This is a genomic window from Paenibacillus sp. BT-177 (genome assembly GCF_025846815.2).
GTDB lineage: Bacteria > Bacillota > Bacilli > Paenibacillales > Paenibacillaceae > Paenibacillus > Paenibacillus polymyxa_C.
On record NZ_JAOYTP010000003.1, the window covers coordinates 213,734 to 232,607 of the forward strand.

At 47.3% G+C, this 18,874-nt stretch carries 15 protein-coding genes; 2 read left to right on the plus strand and 13 right to left on the minus strand.

Features of this window, described 5'->3' with window-relative positions; genetic code table 11:
* Window positions 1-3: 3 nt before the first annotated feature.
* On the minus strand, window positions 4-1,683 hold the full coding sequence (locus tag OIU26_RS11370; RefSeq protein ID WP_013373473.1) for a glutamine--tRNA ligase/YqeY domain fusion protein: 1,680 nt from the start codon (window positions 1,681-1,683) through the stop codon (window positions 4-6).
* Between the two features lie 206 nt (window positions 1,684-1,889).
* Here OIU26_RS11370 and OIU26_RS11375 point away from each other — a divergent pair, with 206 nt between their 5' ends.
* Together OIU26_RS11375 and OIU26_RS11380 are read left to right on the plus strand one after the other, a co-directional pair.
* On the plus strand, window positions 1,890-2,615 hold the full coding sequence (locus tag OIU26_RS11375) for a hypothetical protein (RefSeq protein WP_064961654.1): 726 nt from the start codon (window positions 1,890-1,892) through the stop codon (window positions 2,613-2,615).
* An 84-nt stretch (window positions 2,616-2,699) separates the two neighbouring features.
* Window positions 2,700-3,248 carry a GNAT family N-acetyltransferase gene (locus tag OIU26_RS11380; RefSeq protein ID WP_013373475.1) on the plus strand — a complete coding sequence of 183 codons (549 nt, stop codon included), beginning with the start codon at window positions 2,700-2,702 and terminating at the stop codon, window positions 3,246-3,248.
* A 105-nt stretch (window positions 3,249-3,353) separates the two neighbouring features.
* On the opposite strand, the gene OIU26_RS11385 is transcribed toward OIU26_RS11380, so the two are convergent.
* The 12 genes from OIU26_RS11385 to OIU26_RS11440 all read right to left on the minus strand — a co-directional run bounded on the left by OIU26_RS11385 (window position 3,354) and on the right by OIU26_RS11440 (window position 18,814).
* On the minus strand, window positions 3,354-3,848 hold the full coding sequence (locus OIU26_RS11385; RefSeq protein ID WP_264216887.1) for a GNAT family N-acetyltransferase: 495 nt from the start codon (window positions 3,846-3,848) through the stop codon (window positions 3,354-3,356).
* A gap of 125 nt (window positions 3,849-3,973) precedes the next feature.
* Window positions 3,974-5,203, minus strand: coding sequence for an MFS transporter (locus tag OIU26_RS11390; protein WP_264216888.1), 1,230 nt, complete (start codon window positions 5,201-5,203; stop codon window positions 3,974-3,976).
* A 46-nt stretch (window positions 5,204-5,249) separates the two neighbouring features.
* Window positions 5,250-7,382, minus strand: a complete 2,133-nt coding sequence (locus tag OIU26_RS11395; protein ID WP_264216889.1) for a molybdopterin oxidoreductase family protein — start codon at window positions 7,380-7,382, stop codon at window positions 5,250-5,252.
* Window positions 7,383-7,737: 355 nt separating this feature from the next.
* Window positions 7,738-8,583, minus strand: a complete 846-nt coding sequence (locus OIU26_RS11400) for a formate/nitrite transporter family protein (RefSeq protein ID WP_264216890.1) — start codon at window positions 8,581-8,583, stop codon at window positions 7,738-7,740.
* Between the two features lie 385 nt (window positions 8,584-8,968).
* Complete coding sequence (locus OIU26_RS11405) at window positions 8,969-10,330, minus strand: FAD-dependent oxidoreductase (protein WP_016822845.1); 1,362 nt, start codon at window positions 10,328-10,330, stop codon at window positions 8,969-8,971.
* A 392-nt stretch (window positions 10,331-10,722) separates the two neighbouring features.
* Complete coding sequence (locus OIU26_RS11410; protein WP_129550131.1) at window positions 10,723-11,199, minus strand: glutathione peroxidase; 477 nt, start codon at window positions 11,197-11,199, stop codon at window positions 10,723-10,725.
* 116 nt (window positions 11,200-11,315) lie between these two features.
* The gene (locus tag OIU26_RS11415) at window positions 11,316-12,209 is read right to left on the minus strand and encodes an ABC transporter ATP-binding protein (RefSeq protein WP_013373484.1); all 894 of its coding nucleotides are present in this window, start codon (window positions 12,207-12,209) and stop codon (window positions 11,316-11,318) included.
* Between the two features lie 228 nt (window positions 12,210-12,437).
* On the minus strand, window positions 12,438-13,457 hold the full coding sequence (locus tag OIU26_RS11420) for an LLM class flavin-dependent oxidoreductase (RefSeq protein ID WP_058830239.1): 1,020 nt from the start codon (window positions 13,455-13,457) through the stop codon (window positions 12,438-12,440).
* Between the two features lie 138 nt (window positions 13,458-13,595).
* Window positions 13,596-14,741 (minus strand): AI-2E family transporter, encoded by a 1,146-nt coding sequence (locus OIU26_RS11425; RefSeq protein ID WP_013373486.1) that lies wholly within the window; start codon window positions 14,739-14,741, stop codon window positions 13,596-13,598.
* 150 nt (window positions 14,742-14,891) lie between these two features.
* Window positions 14,892-15,905 carry an LCP family protein gene (locus OIU26_RS11430; protein ID WP_025677555.1) on the minus strand — a complete coding sequence of 338 codons (1,014 nt, stop codon included), beginning with the start codon at window positions 15,903-15,905 and terminating at the stop codon, window positions 14,892-14,894.
* Window positions 15,906-16,018: 113 nt separating this feature from the next.
* Window positions 16,019-16,963: a cation diffusion facilitator family transporter gene (locus OIU26_RS11435; RefSeq protein ID WP_264216891.1), complete on the minus strand. Its 945-nt coding sequence runs from the start codon at window positions 16,961-16,963 to the stop codon at window positions 16,019-16,021.
* Window positions 16,964-17,167: 204 nt separating this feature from the next.
* Window positions 17,168-18,814 (minus strand): DEAD/DEAH box helicase, encoded by a 1,647-nt coding sequence (locus OIU26_RS11440; protein WP_264216892.1) that lies wholly within the window; start codon window positions 18,812-18,814, stop codon window positions 17,168-17,170.
* Window positions 18,815-18,874 lie beyond the last annotated feature (60 nt).

Sequence of the window (18,874 nt, forward strand, 5' to 3'; positions counted from 1 at the left end):
ATCTTATTGCTTAGGCAATTGGAAAGAGCTTTTCAATGATACCACACGGTTAAATACAGGCTCACCCGGTTTGGAAAGCTTCGGGTCTACACTGAAATAACCATGACGGAAAAATTGGAACTTGTCCTGAGATTGTGCTTCTTTCATATTCCGCTCCACATAGCCATGAGCAATTTCCAAAGAGTTCGGATTTAATTGATCAAGGAATGTTTTTTCCGATCCATCCTCTTCCAGCACCTCTGGTTCCTCTGCGTTAATCAATGGCTCATACAAACGGAATTCAGCCGGAACAGCCTGAGTAGCCTCTACCCAATGGATTGTCCCTTTCACTTTACGTCCCGTAAAGCCTGATCCGCTCTTGGTTTCTATATCATAGGTACAGTGAATCTCCGTTACATTACCTTCCGCATCCTTAATGACATCGTTGCATTTAATGAAGTAAGCATGCTTGAGACGCACTTCATTACCAGGGAACAAACGGAAGTATTTGCTCGGCGGATTCTCCATGAAATCCTCACGCTCAATATAAATCTCACGAGAAAACGGAATTTGGCGTGTTCCAAGCTCCGGATTTTCTGTATTGTTCTCCGCCTCCAGCATTTCCACTTGTCCTTCAGGATAGTTCGTAATGACCACCTTCAACGGATCTATAACTGCCATCGTACGAGGAGCCTTAAGTTTCAAATCCTCACGTGCAAAATGCTCCAGCACCTGCAAATCAATGACTCCGTAGGCTTTGGAAATGCCTGTTTCATATACAAAACTGCGAATGGCCTCTGGCGTATAGCCGCGACGACGCAAACCAGAAATGGTCGGCATCCGCGGATCGTCCCAGCCGTCTACGTGCTTTTCATCAACCAGAAGCTTGAGCTTACGTTTGCTGGTTACCGTTTGAGCTAGATTTAGCCGTCCAAATTCATATTGATGAGGTACGTTTTCCATCTCGCATTCAGCTACAACCCAATCGTACAGTGGGCGTTGATCTTCGAACTCTAGCGAACAAAGCGAATGCGTTACGCCCTCAATCGCATCTTCCAGCGGATGCGCATAGGAATACATCGGATAGATGCACCAGGTATCGCCTGTATTGTGATGGGCCGTGTGTGAAATGCGGTAAATAACCGGGTCACGCAAATTGATGTTTGGCGAAGCCATATCAATCTTGGCACGCAGCACCTTTTCACCATTCTGGTATTTGCCTGCACGCATCTCTTCAAACAGCTTCAAATTGTCTTCCACGCTGCGATCCCGATAGGGGCTGTTTTGTCCCGGTTCTGTCAGTGTTCCGCGTGTTTCACGAATTTGGTCCGCGCTTTGGTCATCTACGTAGGCTTTCCCCTTTTGAATCAGCAGGATAGCACGCTTGTACATCTCTTCAAAGTAATTGGAGGCAAAATGTTTTTCCTCCCATTCATAACCAAGCCACTTCACGTCCTCCTGAATGGAGTTCACATATTCCGTGTCTTCCTTCGCCGGATTGGTGTCATCAAAACGCAGGTTCGTGCGTCCTCCGAATTCATCTCCCAACGAGAAATTGATCCAGATGGCTTTAGCATGTCCAATATGCAAATATCCGTTTGGTTCAGGTGGAAAGCGTGTAACAACTTCCTTTACCTTACCCGTACGTAAATCCTCTTCAATAACATTTTTAATAAAATTGGGGGGAGTAATCGGCTTCTCCACGCTAATCAACCTTTCTTCCGTATAATCTGTGTATAACCTGTTCCCTTAAATATACCCTTTCACACCGCATAACTCAATAAAATGAAAATCGGGATGCTCTCTTCAGCAAAAAAAGATGCAAGTTATGAAAAAGAGTTAACATTTTCGGCAAATAAATTCGTTATAGTGTATATATCTTTTATTTTACCGGAAAAGGAGACCCACCCGTGTTTAAGCTGTTGATCGTCATCCTGCTGTCTATGCTGCTGTCCTCTTCCGTTATGACTTCCGATCATCCTTCTTCAAGCATGGTGACCGAAACTGCATTATCTCATGCGCTGGCTAGCGCACCAGAAGACTCAACTGTCCGCCTATACGCCGTGAGCCCTTCCCAGGGACTCTTTCATTCAGCCGTACTGGAAATCGGCCAGCAGCGCCGCACATTCCAGTGGTCGGGCTCGGCGGATATTTCCACCGCACCACAGTTATTTTACAGAGATGTAAACGAAGATGGGATCCGTGAAGCCGTTGTAATTCTCACACGTGCCTCGGGAACGGGTGTGGAATTGCAGGAGTTGCATATTGTTAACGTACAAACAATGGAGGAATATGCAGTTGAATCAGCAGCAAATGCTGTATCCCAGCGAGTACATAGCTCCGTGGAGCTACGTGACCACAACCGCCAGGTGCATATCGCTGTTATGATTGACGGTACTACACACACGATGGACCCCAAAGCGTCCGTATTTTATGATGATCCAGCCCAATTTACAAAGCATCTCGATTTTAGCTCTGTTGTAATGTATGACGCCGAACAGTTCCCACTGCATGCCACTGTATCTGGTAGCGTATCGCCAAGCGAATTTGTAGGGGATTTGGATCTGAAATATGTATATGAGCAGGGGCGGTTCCGGGTGGGACCTATAAAATTTGAAGCTTCCTCTCCCTTTTGACGACTCTCGCAGAATAAGGTAGCATGGGATTAAATGCTAGACTGGCTGGTTTAGCGATTTTCCGAGTGAAAGAGGGGATTAATCATGTTTACATATGCGTTGGACGAACGCACAGTCCTTCGGCCGCTCACCAAGGAGCATGTGCAGCCTCTGTTTGAGCTGATCGAAATGTCCCGTGACCGCCTGCGTCAATGGCTTCCATGGGTAGACTCCACCACGGAAATCAGCCATACAGAGCAGTTCGTGCAAGGCGCCTTGAAACAAGCCGCAGAGAACGGTAGCCTGACCGCTGGAATTTGGATAGACAACGAGCTCGCTGGCATCATCAGCTACCATGAGATCAATTGGGCCCACCGGTCGGTTAGCATCGGATACTGGCTTGGGCACGGTTACGAAGGACAGGGTCTCATGACTAGTGCTTGCCGCGTATTCGTCGAATATGCGTTGATGGAGTTGGACTTGCATCGGGTCGAAATCCGTTGTGCAACGACGAACCGCCGCAGCCGCGGTATTCCAGAACGCCTGGGCTTTGTGCTCGAAGGCATTGTACGCGAAGCAGAGTTGCTGCCAGATGGCTATATGAACCACGCAGTGTATGGTATGCTCCAGAATGAATGGAAGCAACTTCGATAACATAGTACTGCACAACAACGCCGCAGGCCTGATCAGGTCTGCGGCGTTGTTGGTTATGAGCTGGACATCACAACCGAATGTTGCTGCCTGTCTGTAGCCTCCGGTCTATTTTAAGAAATAGGCCATTAGAACATCATCCACGAATTGGCCTGCTATATAAAACTCGTCATGCAGACGCCCTTCAATTGCAAAACCGCACTTTTCATAAAACATAAGGGCTTCCGTGTTACAGGAGAGTACACGCAAACTTAACTTGCGTATGCCCTCCGCAGCTGCAATCTCCTTCATGGCGTTCATGAGCGCCGTCCCAATACCTTTGCGATGATAGTCTGGACGTACAGCTATATTTATTTCGAGTACATGACAATTACTAGCCAACAGTGTTGGAGGACGAAATCCAATATACCCGCAGAGCACTTCCTGTTCGATGGCGACCAGTTGAGAGCCTGGAGGCGTGTTGCGCAGAAACTCTCCGCGCGACTTCCATGACAGCGAAGCAGGAGCCGTGCGTTCATTCCATACCAGTTCATCCAGCGCAATCAGATCAGGAGCATCCTTCATCTCCGAATGACGTATCGTCAAGGGTTGACTTGTAAACAATTCCTTTCAATCCTTCCTGTGAAGGCTTTCCTGAAGCAATAACTGCAACCAGCTGTCACCTATTGTACCATAATAAAAGCTCATTACTGAACTTTTATCGGGACTTAAGGACTGGGAACATCCACCTAAGAAGGAGTGGTATCCAAACTATCCAAATCATGCCGAAAACGGTTCAACCAGCTATGCAGAATGAAAAACAGAATGGATAATACGGCTACGCCTAATGCCAGCCAAAGTGTGGGCGGTAACCCACCGCCATCATATAACTTCCCCATAATATAAGGTCCCATCACCCGTCCGGCTGCGCCAATGCCCCCTACAAGTCCAATGTAAAAAGGTGCACCCCGACCTCCATGATCAGACAGGAATGCTGGAACCGCAGGTGCGATCAGCATTTCTCCTAGAGTCGCCAGTACCATAGCGAATATCATCCCAGTATAGTTCTGTGTGCCCAGTATGACAATATAAGCTGCCAAATAAAATCCTCCAGCCCATGTCATTTGCGCCGAAGCGTGATGAGCGTACAGCCGTTTGATCCAGAAAATAATAGGTTGTGCGGCAAAAATAAGAATACCATTCAACGTCCATAGTAGCCCATACATCGTTTTAGGCAAGCCCTGCTCAATAATATAGGGAGAGACTCCCGTATTCCAGATCGAATTACCGAACCACAAAAAAAGTGAACCTAACCCCACAAAGAGATACAACCTGGTATCACGAAACAGCAATCGAGCTGGTATTTCTTCTCTTTTCATCACAGACTTGCTGAGCTGAACTTCCCCCTCTTCCCGATCTACCCTGCTTAGATACGACCAGAAGAATCCCGCAAATACCGCAGAAGTTACCCCGTTCATGACAAAGCTGAGCTGATAGGAAAGGTCGGCCAGAACGCCGCTCAGTCCCGTTCCGAGTGCCACCCCAATATTGTTCGCGACATAAATGATATTAAACAGCTCTCCACGTCGGTCAGCAAAACGAAAACCTACAAAGGCCTGAATCGCAGGCACAGATACCACATTAAAAAAGCCGATAAAGCCCATCATGATGACAAAAGCTACCCAATGACCACTGGTAAATGGAAGCGAGAGAAGTCCCAACGCATTCATGGCCAGTGAGCCGACAATCAGTTTCTTGGCTCCAATACGATGATAAAGGGCTCCGCCCAGCACTTGACCAAAAATCCCGCCTAAAGACTGCACTAAAATCGCAATCCCCGCATCTCCCATACTACGGTTTAGTTCGTCGAATACATACATGCTAACGAGCGGCCACATGAGGGAACTTCCAGCGGAATTAATCAGGCTGGCAATGAGAAATACTTTTACTTCTTTCGGATAAGACTCCAACCATTTCATATATTTTGCTTCTCCTTTTGCACCTGACGCCATTAAAGGCAGTTTCTCATTGGCGCTTCACATTCACCACCGTTGAGAAAAAAGTAGCCCCCTGCCCCATATCCGACAGCCGGTCAGAGGTTAACGCATTGGCACGCTGTCTGCGTCCTTTGCCTTTCCACCATAATCCTTGGCTAATCACCGTGCCGGGCAGCATCAGATCGGTGACCTTGGCTTTCAATTCATACATTCCCCTGTCATTCCAGACGGTAACCGGATCACCATCTGCGATGTCTCTTGCCTGAGCATCCTCCGGGTGGATTTGCAGCAAAGGCTCCCGCTCCAATCGCTGATGCTTGGGCAAATTAGCAAATGTAGAATTCAAAAAATTATGGTTTGGCGGTGAAACAAACATTAATGGAAAACGGTCATCCGCTTGCGGCCGATGCTCTCCGTCATACCCTTCGATCAGTGGTACATAGGAGGGCAATGCGGGCAGACCTGCTTGTTTCATTTTTTCCGAATACAACTCAATCTTGCCTGAAGGCGTAGTTAGACGCTCCAAATAAGTAGCCTTTGGCGTCATATCAAGCTTTACAAAAGGCGACTTTTTTAAGGCATCCAAGGTTACACCCTTGAGATAAGGGTTCGTTGGATTATCAAGCGCGCCTGCGATCATATCTTCTTCACTTTCTGTAAAGGCAGCTTCATCAAAGCCCATTGCCTGTCCGAGCAGGCTAAATAACTCATAATTGCTTTTGCTTTCCCCAAGCGGATCAATGACAGGCTTCTGCATCTGGATATAGTGGTGCCAGTACGATTTGTATAAGTCTGTTCCTTCAAAAGAAGACGCAGCAGGCAGCACAATATCTGCATAGCAGGCCGTATCGGTAAGGAACAGGTCATGAACAACCGTAAACAGATCCTCTCGTTCAAATCCCTCCGTCACCCGTTCCGAATCGGGTGCTACAACTACCGGGTTACTACAATATACAAATAACGCCTTAATCGGTTGTTCCTTCTGTAGCAGCGCCTCTCCAATCCGGTTCATGTTGATCACCCGGGCATCCGGGTTCTGTCGCAGATCAGGACGCTCCAGATGGGCGCTGTTAATCTTGGCATAAGCACCATTGGAGCGCGACGCTCCCCCGCCGTGTTTCAACCATTGTCCAGTGAGTGCAGGCAAGCATGTAACTGCACGTACGTTCATACCGCCATTATCATGATGCTGAAGCCCATTTCCGATATTGATATAGGCCGCTCGCGCCTTCCCGTACATTTCCGCCAAACGGATAATATCCTCTTTCGGCACGCCGGTAATCTGCGAAACCCGCTCTGGTGTATAGGTCTTAACATGCTCGCGCAGTTCCTCGTGACCTACGGTATAGCGACGTAAAAATTCGTCGTCTGTCAGTCCCTGATCAAACAGTACATGCATAACCCCCAGCGCAAGCGCCGTATCCGTGCCCGGATATAATGGAATGAACCAATCTGCCCATTGCGCCGTCCGGTTGCGATGAACATCAATAACGACCACCTTAGCACCTTTTTTACGTGCTTTCTCAGCCAATACCACCTGATGCATGTTGGTGCTGATGACATTTCCGCCCCACACAATAATGAGGTCTGCATCCTCTGTATCCTCCGGGCTCGTACCGCCCTTAAACCCCATAACGGATGCCCAACCTTCATTCCCAGCCACGCTGCAAATCGTCTGATCCAGTTGGCTTGAACCCAGCGCGTTGAAAAAGCGGCGATCCATTCCATCCACACTCAATACACCCATATTTCCATAGAAGCTGTAGGGGAGAATGGATTCCGGTCCATCCGTACGTATCAGCTCCTTGAACCGACCTGTGATGGTATCGACCGCCTCCTCCCAGCTAATTCGTTCAAACTTCCCTTCCCCTTTGGCGCCTACACGCTTCAACGGATAAAGCACCCGATCCGGATCATATACTCGCTCGGTCATATTCCGGACTTTGTTGCATATAGCCCCTTTGGTAATGGGATGATCCGGATTACCAGTCACCTTGACTATCTTTCCATTTTCCTTGTGAAGCAGGAGCCCACACGTATCCGGGCAATCCAACGGGCATACGGCCGGAAAAATACCGTCCTGCTGCTCCGTCATCCGCTGTCCTCTGTGTAAGTTGTGTTGAAGTGTGGCCTCAAGAGGCGCGCTATTGCGGTGATCCATGGTGTTAATGCTCCTTTCCGTTACCGTTTCCAAAAATTACACTGTTCTTATCATATCTACAGCTTTGGCCTATGGCAAGAGAAGGATTTTACCACACAGCATCTCTCCAAAATATATAAAAATCCGCCTGCTGTATAGAGCAAAACGGATTTTAAAAATCATAATTATTTTTTTATCATGCTGTTTCATCATTACATACCCAGGGTAAAAGAGATCAAGGCATTATGGACGAGAGCACACTCATCCTCCATGCCAAATCATGGACCACTCCCAAAAAATCCGCCATGACAGGTTTCGTTCCCCCGGGCCTGTCATGGCGGATTTGCTTTGTTCATTGCTTCATAAAGTAACGTGATTATGCATGATCACTCAACGGATTGGATGCAACGGAAGAAGTAATTTGAGATTCATTCACGGAATGTGTGTTGGTTTGAGTTTTTTTCAGATAGGCCAGCCAGTAGGCTCCAGCCACAAACAGACTGCCTCCTACTAAATTCCCCAACCAGACCGGAATGAAATTCATAACATACTCTGCCCATGAAAAATGACCTGCAAATATAGCCGCCGGAATGAGAAACATATTGGCAACAACGTGCTGAAACCCAATAGCAACAAAGGCCATGGTCGGGAACCAAATTCCCATAATTTTGCCGCCGATAGAGTCTGTGCTATACGCCATCCATACAGCCAGTGCTACAAGCCAGTTACATCCTATACCTGATATAAAAGACTGCAAAAAGCTTTCATCCAGCTTATGTCCTGCCATATCCACCACTTTATCCAGGTAAGGACCCGTTTCGGTCAAGCCCAGAACATGCCCGAAGAAAAATGCAACAAATAATGCACCTGCAAAATTACTGAGCGTAATAATCGCCAAATTACGAAGCATAGCTCCTGTCTTAATTCGTCCTGCCCATCTCGCCAAAGGCACTGCCATCATATTGCCGGTCAGCAATTCCCCACCAGCGATCAAAACTAACACCAGACCTACAGGGAACACTGCCGCTCCAATAAAGGTAGCAATACTCCCCCATTCTTTAGGTGCACTTGCAATAACGCGTATATCCAGCAAAAACCCGAGTGCAATAAATGCACCTGCCAAAAATCCCAATACCACCGCCACAGTCCACGGGTTGTTCGCTTTGGCCACTCCTGTTTCCACCGTCTTTTCGGCAATTTGCCCCGGTTTATAGCTTGCCATCTGCCCCCGCTCCTTTAATATCTTTTAAACAAAATATTCTTCTTTTATATTTTATTTAAAATCAGTGATTTTGTTTGTGAAAAAAATCACTTTCTAAAGTATAAAAAAACAGCCCTTGGATAAAGGACTGTTTTTCTATTTTATTACATCTACTGCGCTACTACGCGCTTTACATTTAATTGTATTCTTCCTTTTCAACAGCTCTCAAGAACCAAAGAACTCCGCCCAGACCGACGGCTGCAACAACTACAAGAAAAAGGATATAAAACAAATCCATTATAAAGTCTCCCCCTAATCCTTATGCTCTCTATATTGTACTATAAGGATTCATCCGTACGCTTCAGATTGTTGACAAACTTATGAACAATGTCACAGACAAATTGAATTATACAGTAACTGGGTTCCGTTCGGATATTGTAGGCAATGCTTGCAAACCTGCCGCGTTCAGGAAATTCCAAGGCTTGTTATAGTGCGGCTGGAAGAAGAAATCGACAAAAGCCAACTGGTCAATGGTCATATGATTTTGAATGGCTACAGACAGCGTGTTAATGGATTGCGTCAAATCGACCTTCGACATAATTTGCGCCCCAACAATTCTCCGTGTCTCCTGCTCATATACAACCTTCAGCAACACCTTTTCAGAGGTTGGCATAAACTCAGGACGATAGCTGTCCTCAATGGTTACAGCTTCTACAGTCATCCCCTCGTCGGTTGCTGCGGCTTCTGTCATTCCTGTTCCCGCAATATTATCTTCGTAAATTTTGATACCCGAGGTTCCTTGTGTTCCCATGTAGGCAATGGTCGGCTGTACCAGATTGCGTGCCACCAGCGTCCCCATTCGAACCGCATTCGTCGCCAATGGGATATAAGCTGTTTTGCCAGTCGGATTATAACGAATTGCACAACTGTCGCCTGCTGCAAACACATCCGGGCAGCTACTTTGCATATAATTGTCCACAATGATCGCACCGTTAGGCAACATATCTACCTGACCTTTGAGCAGATCCGTTTGAGGTCGGAAACCGATACAGAGTATAACAAGCTCTGTTTCATACTCTCCTTTGGAGGTCACGACCTTACTTACTTTACCGTTAGTCCCTTCAAAACGACTTACTGTCTCGCCAAGTACCAGCTTAATGCCATGTTCTCTCAGGGAATTCTCAATCCGGTCTGTATACTCATGGTCTAAATACTTATTCAATATACGATCAGCACTGTCGATCAGCGTTACGTTCTTACCGTTCATTTGAAAAGCTTCTACCAGTTCAACACCAATGTATCCAGCTCCGACGACTGTAATGTTCTGAACGTGCTGGGCTTTCTCAATGATTTCATTCGAATGATTATAGTTCTTGCAGAGCAAAATATGATCAAGTTCAATGCCTTCCAGCTTCGGAATAATTGGCCACGATCCAGTAGTCACAATCAATTTATCAAATGTGTCCGTAAATTCCTCACCTGTTTGGAGATTACGTGCATGCAGCGTTTTGCCGGCTGTATCCACACTCGTTACCTCATGAAGCATCTTGGTCACTACACCCATATCAGCCAGTTGATCTGGGGACGAATAAAACAATCCGTGTGGATCTTTGACGACACCACCTACGTACAGTGCAATACCACAAGATAAAAATGAAATATTGTCATTACGCTCATAAACCGTAATTTCGGCATCTGGATAACATTTAGCTGTGTTGACTATGGCTGCTGTACCTGCGTGTGTACATCCGATAACTGCTACTTTCATGTTGAATTCCTCCTTGGAGTGTGGGCATAAAATGTATAATAATTGTGAATACTTTCACTTAGGTAACTCGTTACTTCTTGTGATTTATTTCACTTCATGCGCTTATTATAATGTGATATTTTTCACATTACAATAGCTTTTTATGATATTCACAGTTTGTCCACATTTAAAAAGGTAAGGATGTCTTAGATCAGCCGTTTGCTGAAATCTTTTTTTGCTCCATACAGTTTTCCCTGTCTGCACCCTGATTATGCCCTTGGAACAGACTTTCCACACGATGCGTCAATTCTTAGGTAAATGCTCATTTAGAGAATAAAAAAAGGTCTGTTTCCCCTGAGACAGGCAGAAATCAGACCTTGTTTATACATATACTTTGGAATTACACGAAGCTATTATAACAACTGCTCAATGGCAGCTTTCATCGCTTCCGGTGACTCCTTAGGCTCAAAACGCCCCACAGGCACACCTTCACGATTTACAATGAATTTCGTAAAATTCCACTGAATTGTACCATCTTCCTGTTCTCCAGGCTGCTGCTTCTTCAAATATTCAAACAGAGCTGCTGTATCCGGTCCGTTCACATCCACTTTGGCGAATACCGGGAAATTAACCCCGTAATTCAATTGGCAAAATTCAGCCGCTTCCTCGCTGCTGCCCGGCTCCTGACCGCCAAATTGGTTGCAAGGGAAGCCTAAAACAACGAGTCCTCGATCCTTATATTCGTCATAAAGCTTCTGCAAATCCCCATATTGCGGGGTAAGTCCGCACTTACTGGCGGTATTCGCAATAACCAGCACTTTACCTGTGTAAGTTTCCAGAGAAACCTCCTGATTGGCTGGTGTTACGGCATTATATGAATAGACAGACATACAGCATCCTCCTTCATGTCGCTTGGTTTAGGTTCTTAACCTATTTTACCCAAAACGTGACGGACATGCCAATATCCACAGACCCTTTACCGCTGATGCTGCCACTTGATGACGCTCTAACCTCTTGCTGCTACTTGTGGTCTAGCATCACGCCGCTCGGCAACAGAACCCACCGTTTGCTTCTCTTCTACATTCATTCCCTTTACTGCTTGGCTTACCGCAGGCTGACCAGCCAAAGCATACGGAAGACAGAGTGGTACCCCTGTACGAGGATCAGTAACAATATCCGCCTCGATCCCGAACACCTCACGCAGCACATCGGGGGTCATAACCTCAGTCGGGGCTCCTACCGCCTTCGCTTTCCCTTTTTTGATCGCAATCATATGCTGAGCATACCGGGCTGCATGGTTCAAGTCATGCACGACCATAACAATGGTGCGTTCTGCCGAAGTATTCAGATACTCTAACAGATGCAGCACTTCCAGTTGATGCGCCATATCTAAAAATGTAGTCGGCTCATCCAAAAACAATATATCCGTATCTTGCGCAAGCGCCATAGCAATCCAGGCACGCTGACGCTGACCACCAGAAAGCTGATCAATCGGACGATCGTGAAATTCGCTCATTCCCGTTACTTGGATGGCCCACTCTACCATTTTGCGATCTTCCGCTTTCATGGAACCAAAACCTTTTTGATAGGGGAAACGTCCGTAAGATACCAGTTCCGTCACGGTCAACCCTTCCGGCGCAGTCGGATTCTGCGGCAAAATAGCCAACTGCTTGGCTACCTCCCGGGTGGATTGCTTATGAATGGATTTACCATCCAACAGAACGCTACCGCCTTTAGGATTCATGATGCGAGCCATCGTTTTCAGAATGGTCGACTTACCGGAGCCATTTGCACCTACCAATGCTGTGATTTTCCCTTGCGGTATTTCTACGTTCAGATCTTCTACTATCAATCGATCTTCATAAGCAATATCCAGATTTGCCGTTTTCAGACGAAACATTTGGAATCATCCCTTTCCCTAATCCAATATATATAGTCACGGGCTTAACGCACGACATTCATCAAAACTTCATTCTATCTTTATATAATAAAGATATTGATAATCATTATCAAGTGTTAACTGGCATATTCCTTCTAATTTACAATGCGTAACGTTCAATATTTCCTCAAAAAATCAAAAAAAGATCACAGCCCTAAAGCTGTGATCTTTTAATTCTGGCCATTCGCATTAAGCCTGTACAGAGGACAGTCCAAATGCTTCAGCCATGAGGCGTATTGATTTCATTTTGGCATCAAAGTCGTGAATGATGCTCGCAACCATGATCTCCTGTGCATTATAGTCCTTGCATAATTGCTCAAGCTGACGCTTGACCTGTTCGGGTGAACCGACCACCATACGCTTGCGATTCTCACGAATGCGCATCCGATCATATGGCGTATACGGATACGCAAGCGCCTTTTCGACAGAAGGTGTCCCTGCGGAACGCGTGCCCTGCTCTAAAAGCACCAGGGACAAGTCCATGCTGGAAGCCAAACGATTGGCCTCCTCCTCGGTATCCGCGCAGATCGCAAATACGGCAACAAGCGAACGCGGTTGCTCACTATGCTGGGAAGGCTGGAAGCTTTCCTGATATCCCTTCATAGCACCTGTGCCGCCTTCACCATTAATAAACTGCGCGAACGCAAAGCCTACGCCACGCTCGGCGGCCAGACCTGCGCTATCGCCGCTGGAGCCAAGCAGCCACATTTCCGGCACGGTCTCTACGAGCGGCATCGCCTGTAGCGAACCGAAGCGATGCTGGTTGCCTGTGCTATCGTGCAAATAGGCTAGCAGATCATCCAGCTGCTCGGGGTACAGATCAACGCCGCCCCGCATTTTCCCCTCCTGCAAAGCTCTGGTAGCAATCGGCATTCCTCCAGGCGCTCGCCCCAGACCCAGATCAATGCGTCCCGGATACAATCCCTCCAATACCCGGAAGTTTTCCGCTACTTTATAAGCGCTGTAATGAGGCAGCATCACACCACCCGACCCCACTCGAATGGTAGAGGTACGGGCAGCCAGGTGTGAAATCAATACCTCCGGGCTGGAGCCTGCAAGGTTAGAGGCTGCATGATGCTCGGATACCCAGAAACGATGATAGCCCAGGCGTTCCGCCTCTATAGCAAGCTCAGCAGTCTTTTGTAATGCCTGTGCATGCGTCATGCCTTCCGATACCGGAGATTGGTCAAGAATGCTGAGTTTTATCATAAAAAGTCTGACCTTTCTATTTTGGAATACGAATAGGCATTAATTATAGCACGTAAAGCCACAGTTAACCAAGAGGGGCAAAATAGCAGATTTACCGCACATATTTAGCCATGTTTACTTTTTATAGAGACTTGCTTTTTACTTTACTTTATCTGCTTCATAAAGATGTGAACGCTTTTGAAAAAAACTAAACAGATGGGTCACGATTACTTTCAAGACGGCATAACCTGGAACCGCTAGTACAATTCCTACCACACCAAACAAATTGCCAGCTGTCAAAATAACAAAGATGATCGTGATCGGATGTACTCGAAGAGATTTACCCATAATTTGTGGTGAAATAAATTTACCCTCAATAAGCTGTACGACTGTCCATACGATAACCATTTTGAGCAGCATGATCGGTGAGGTAACTATAGCTACGATTAACGCGGGTGTAATGGCAATTACAGGACCTAAGTAGGGAACCACGCTCGTAAAGGACGCAATGACCGCAAGTGTCAAAGAGTAGTCTAATCCAATAATCAGATAACCAATATACAGCAGCACTCCAATACAGAAGCTGACAATAATCTGTCCACGAATATACGAGCTGACCTGATGATTCATTTCGGTCATGATACGATCTGTCTCTTTACGAAACATAGGTGGAAGCATTTTTAGAATCCACTGCGGCAGCTTGTGTCCATCTTTCAGCAAATAGAACAAAATGAACGGAACCGTAGCGATCGCAAGCACAGTTTCCGTAATCACACCCAAAAAGCTTCCCACACCCGTCCATGCATTATTGATAAAGCCAGATAACTTTTCAGAAGCTTTGGAGGCCAGTTCAGATGGATCTATTTGAATGGTGTTCTGGAACTGGTTGACAAAGTTACTGCCAATCAGTCGCTCAAACTGTTGTTTGACTTGCTCGGTATAGGCAGGGACATTTTGGATAAGGCCCTGTATCTGATCACGGATCACAGGTACCACCGATGTAATCACAATAGCGATAATCCCTATAATGAGCAAAAACAGGACAACAATGGAGTATACCCGCTTTACCTTATTTCGCTCCAGTACATCTACCAACGGATTGAGCAGATAGTACAATACACCGGACAAAATGACCGGGAGAATGATCGTTTTCAGCAACACGATGACAGGCGTAAATATGTATGAAATTTTGGTAAGCACTAAGATATTCAAACCGATCAGCAGCAATACCAACAGGAATAACACAAACTTGTTGTTCAGGAAAAACTTCTTAAACCGGTCTTTCCATGCCGGAGTTATTTCCACATGACATTCCCCTTCTCTTTAGACAGATGAGTATACGTTCTTCATAATTACGATATATTTTTGCAACAAAATATACAAGGTTATACCCAAATAAACACAAAAGCAAACAAAGTTGTACGTTATTGTACGAACTTCGCTTGCTTTGAAGGGTTATGGAGTATCATTTGTCGTGGTGGCAGCCTCCACCGTCGTAGTCACCGGTTTGTTTTCTTGTTCAAAAAGATTCTGTATGAATCGCTTGAGCTTCCGCTCGTCTACACCCAACACCTGCGCACCCTTGATGGTTTCCCCGCGCACCAGTTCGTTTGGCGGGATTTGCTGCTTCGCTACCGTTTTAGCATCGATATTAAAACCCAATGAAGCCAACTGCAGCATTTCCGTTGTACTCAGATTCGTTTCAATATAAGGAGATATGCTATTTAAAATACTTGGCAGTTTAATGAGCGACGAGGTCGATTGTATTTTACTGCCCAGTTCGGTAATGAATTTGCGCTGTCGCTCCGTACGTGTAAAATCGGAAGTCGCATCATGACGGAAACGTACATATTGCAAGGCTGTTTTGCCGTCCATGTGCTGCATTCCCTTTTTCAAGTCAATATCAAACTGGTGTTTGTCTGCCTTGGACGTATAATGCATATCTTTTTCGACATCCAGGTCAATACCACCTACAGAATCAACCAACGCAATGAAACCATTAAAATCAGTATATACATAATATTGAATTGGTATGCCCAGGAGGTCACTCACAGTCTGTCTGGTCAAATCAGGCCCACCGTAGGAAAAGGCTGCATTCAATCGACTTTGCCCATGACCCGGGATCTTGACGTACGTATCACGAAGAATCGACATAAGTGTGGCCTTTTTCGTAACCGGATCAACAGAAGCAACCATAACCGAGTCAGAGCGCCCTGAATCTTCTCCACGAGAATCGCCGCCAAGCAGCAGAATATTCACTCTCTCTGTTCCATCCCATTCCGGTGGGAGTGATACCTCTACAGGTTGTACATTGGTTGATGTTTGGGTTTGCGGTTTAAATTTCGAGTCCTGGCCGGAAGCAACCGAAATTTGATTCGTAAAATGATATATAGAATAAGCATAATATCCGCCCACTAAAAGGACTGCAGCAGTCACAGAAATACCTAGCCATTTTAAAAATTTTCGCATATTTTCGGGTAACCTCGCTTTTATTCATCATCGTTCGGCTTTTAAAAGCATACCCTTCCGGCAAGTTATCTGTCAATTCGAGGCGTTTGTTCTAGGGGCGTTATTCGTATCGGTTACACCTTATCTTCAGGCTCTTTTTCTGTTGATTTTACAGCATGGAGGTCGTCTGCATACCACGGATTCAAATGGACAAGCACCTCATAAACCCGCGGCTCCTGCTTCATGACGGCCCTCTTGATCAGCCGGATAATATCGTGTCCCTGTTGAATCGTCAAAGAGGCATCCACTGAAGCTCGGATATCAACGATAATATAATGACCATGCTCACGGGCACGGATACGATCAATACGCTGAACCTCGACTACACTCAGTGCCGCTGCTGCGTAGCTTTCGATTTCCTCGGTTGCAATGGCCTTCTCCATGAGCACATCTATGGATTCGCGACCCATTTCCCACGCCAATTTCAGAACCAGCAACGCCACTACGAACCCCGCAATGGGGTCGCCGTAAGATAAAATCGGAATATCCCAATGTTCCCCGATCAGTCCTAATCCGATCCCCAAGACAGCCGCTCCCGAGGCATACACATCAGCCAGGTGATCTTTTGCCGTCGCAATGAGACCCTGACTATTGGCCGCTCTGCCAATACGAATCGTGTAGATATACAGCCACTGTTTCCAGAGCAGGGAAATAATGGCTGCCACTAAGGCTAGTATATGCTCCTGTGGCATCGGTTCGAACAGTGCGGCAATGGAATGATAGCCGATAAATATGCCTGCCCCGAACAGTATGACCGCCACTACACTAGCACCAATTACTTCTGCCTTGCCATGACCATAAGGATGATCCTCATCCGGCGGCTGGCTGGATATTCTCATCGCTCCCAGTGCCGTTGCAGAAGCAATGACGTCCCCGGCGTTATGCACACCATCGGCCACCAGTACCTTACTGTTGAACATGAGTCCTGCGATTATTTTGATGCCGGTTAAGAGGATGTTGCTGATCAGGCTGATCCATGCTGAGACCATGGCACGCTTGCCCATATCCTGTTCCTGCATGATGTATAACCCCTCCAAATTATCTTTTAAAAAATGTCCTGCCCGCTATTCGGTTATCTCAAGGGATCTTTCGTTGCTCTTTATCTTATGATGCTGTTCTTACAGCGGCATAGTTGAAGATTACAATAGCCCCGGAAGATGAGCCTCCCCGGGGCTATTATGATAACCATAGTGGAGCATTCTATGAGAATACCCCCATTTTATCTACCTGGACCGACCGCGTCGGCCTCCTTGACCTTGACCACCACGCGGACCGCCTTTGGCTTGTCCACCGCGTCCACCTTGGCCTCCGCGTGCGGAACCGCCGCTGCTACGGTCATATCCGCTACGTCCGCTGCTTTGGCCTGCCGAACGACCTTGGCCTCCGCGTGCGGAACCGCCGCTGCTACGGTCATATCCGCCACGTCCGCTGCTTTGCTCTGCGGAGCGGCCTTGACCTCCGCGTGCAGATCCGCCGCTGCTGCGGTCATATCCGCCACGTCCGCTGCTTTGGCCTGCCGAGCGGCCTTGACCTTCGCGTACAGAACGGCCGCTACTGCGGTCATATCCGCCACGTTCACTGCTACTGCGGTTGGAGCGACGCTCGCCGCTTGCGCCGTCACGACGACCGGACTGTTCGCGGCCGCTGCGGCGTCCACCGCCAGCATCGTTGCCGCCAAAGGAACGGCGGTCGTTTCTGCCTGAGCGGTCGTTTCTACCCTGCCGCTCAGCCGTATCGGGAGCAGGTCTACGCTGCCCGCCGCCCTCACTGCTGGTGAATGTGACACCAGCAACTCTTTGGATGTTCCGAAGCTCCGGAACATCCCTCGGCGTGGCGAGCGTCACCGCAACGCCTTTGCCTCCGGCACGGCCGGTACGCCCGATGCGATGGATGTAGCTTTCGGCATCCTGCGGCATGTCATAGTTGAAGACATGCGTGACGCCTTCTACATCCAAGCCGCGTGCAGCTACATCTGTCGCTACGAGTAATTGAAGTTTCGCTTCACGGAACGCCTTCATCACTTGCTCCCGCTTGTTCTGGGACAAGTCCCCGTGCAGCTCACCGCTCTCGAACCCCATCTCCTGGAGCTCCTCATTCAGTTTAGAAGCCCGACGCTTAGTACGGCAGAAAATAACAGCCAAATACGGACGATCCGTATTCAGCATATCTACCAATGCCTGTTGCTTACCACGGTCTGTTGTTTGTACAACGACCTGACGGATTTGGCTCACTGGAACGGAAGAAGCCGATTTCACTTTGACATCAACGGGTTCGTTCATATAGACACGAGCCAGCTTACGAATACCAGCTGGCATCGTAGCGGAAAACAGCATTGTTTGTCTCCGGTAAGGAACCTCCTGTAGAATCGTCTCCACGTCGTTCAAGAAGCCCATGTGCAGCATTTGGTCAGCCTCATCCAGGACCAGCATTTTAATGCCGCCTAGATCGAGCGTGCCACGTCTCAGGTGATCCAGCAGTCGCCCAGGTGTACCAATAATCAGTTGTGCGCCCCCTTTTAGTTTACGAAGCTGACGCTCCACGTCCTGTCCTCCGTAAACAGCTAGTAGAGATAAACTCGGCTCCGCAGCAGCCAAGCATTTAGCTTCCTCTGTAATCTGGAGTGCCAATTCACGCGTAGGTGCAATCACAAGCGCCTGCGGGTGCCGCTTGTCCAAATTTAGCTTTTGTAAAATCGGCAGTAAAAACGCAAGCGTCTTCCCTGTCCCCGTATGTGCCTCGGCAATCACATCCTGACCTTCCATCAACAGTGGAATGGACTCCTGCTGTACAGGTGTTGGCGCTGAGATGCCCTGCTCTTTCAAGGCTTCTACCCAATGTTGCTCCACGCCTAATGCTGTAAAATTCTTCAAGTTGTATTCACTTCCCTTATCTGTATTCAATATGTGTCACGTAAAATAGGTTCATGTGCC

Excerpts from the sequence above, each read along its gene's own strand:
- OIU26_RS11435 (WP_264216891.1), bottom strand. The coding sequence starts at position 16,963 with ATGCAGGAACAGGATATGGGCAAGCGTGCCATGGTCTCAGCATGGATC.
- OIU26_RS11420 (WP_058830239.1), bottom strand. The coding sequence starts at position 13,457 with ATGATAAAACTCAGCATTCTTGACCAATCTCCGGTATCGGAAGGCATG.
- OIU26_RS11380 (WP_013373475.1), top strand. The coding sequence starts at position 2,700 with ATGTTTACATATGCGTTGGACGAACGCACAGTCCTTCGGCCGCTCACC.
- OIU26_RS11430 (WP_025677555.1), bottom strand. The coding sequence starts at position 15,905 with ATGCGAAAATTTTTAAAATGGCTAGGTATTTCTGTGACTGCTGCAGTC.
- OIU26_RS11400 (WP_264216890.1), bottom strand. The coding sequence starts at position 8,583 with ATGGCAAGCTATAAACCGGGGCAAATTGCCGAAAAGACGGTGGAAACA.
- OIU26_RS11405 (WP_016822845.1), bottom strand. The coding sequence starts at position 10,330 with ATGAAAGTAGCAGTTATCGGATGTACACACGCAGGTACAGCAGCCATA.
- OIU26_RS11410 (WP_129550131.1), bottom strand. The coding sequence starts at position 11,199 with ATGTCTGTCTATTCATATAATGCCGTAACACCAGCCAATCAGGAGGTT.
- OIU26_RS11415 (WP_013373484.1), bottom strand. The coding sequence starts at position 12,209 with ATGTTTCGTCTGAAAACGGCAAATCTGGATATTGCTTATGAAGATCGA.
- OIU26_RS11395 (WP_264216889.1), bottom strand. The coding sequence starts at position 7,382 with ATGGATCACCGCAATAGCGCGCCTCTTGAGGCCACACTTCAACACAAC.
- OIU26_RS11390 (WP_264216888.1), bottom strand. The coding sequence starts at position 5,203 with ATGAAATGGTTGGAGTCTTATCCGAAAGAAGTAAAAGTATTTCTCATT.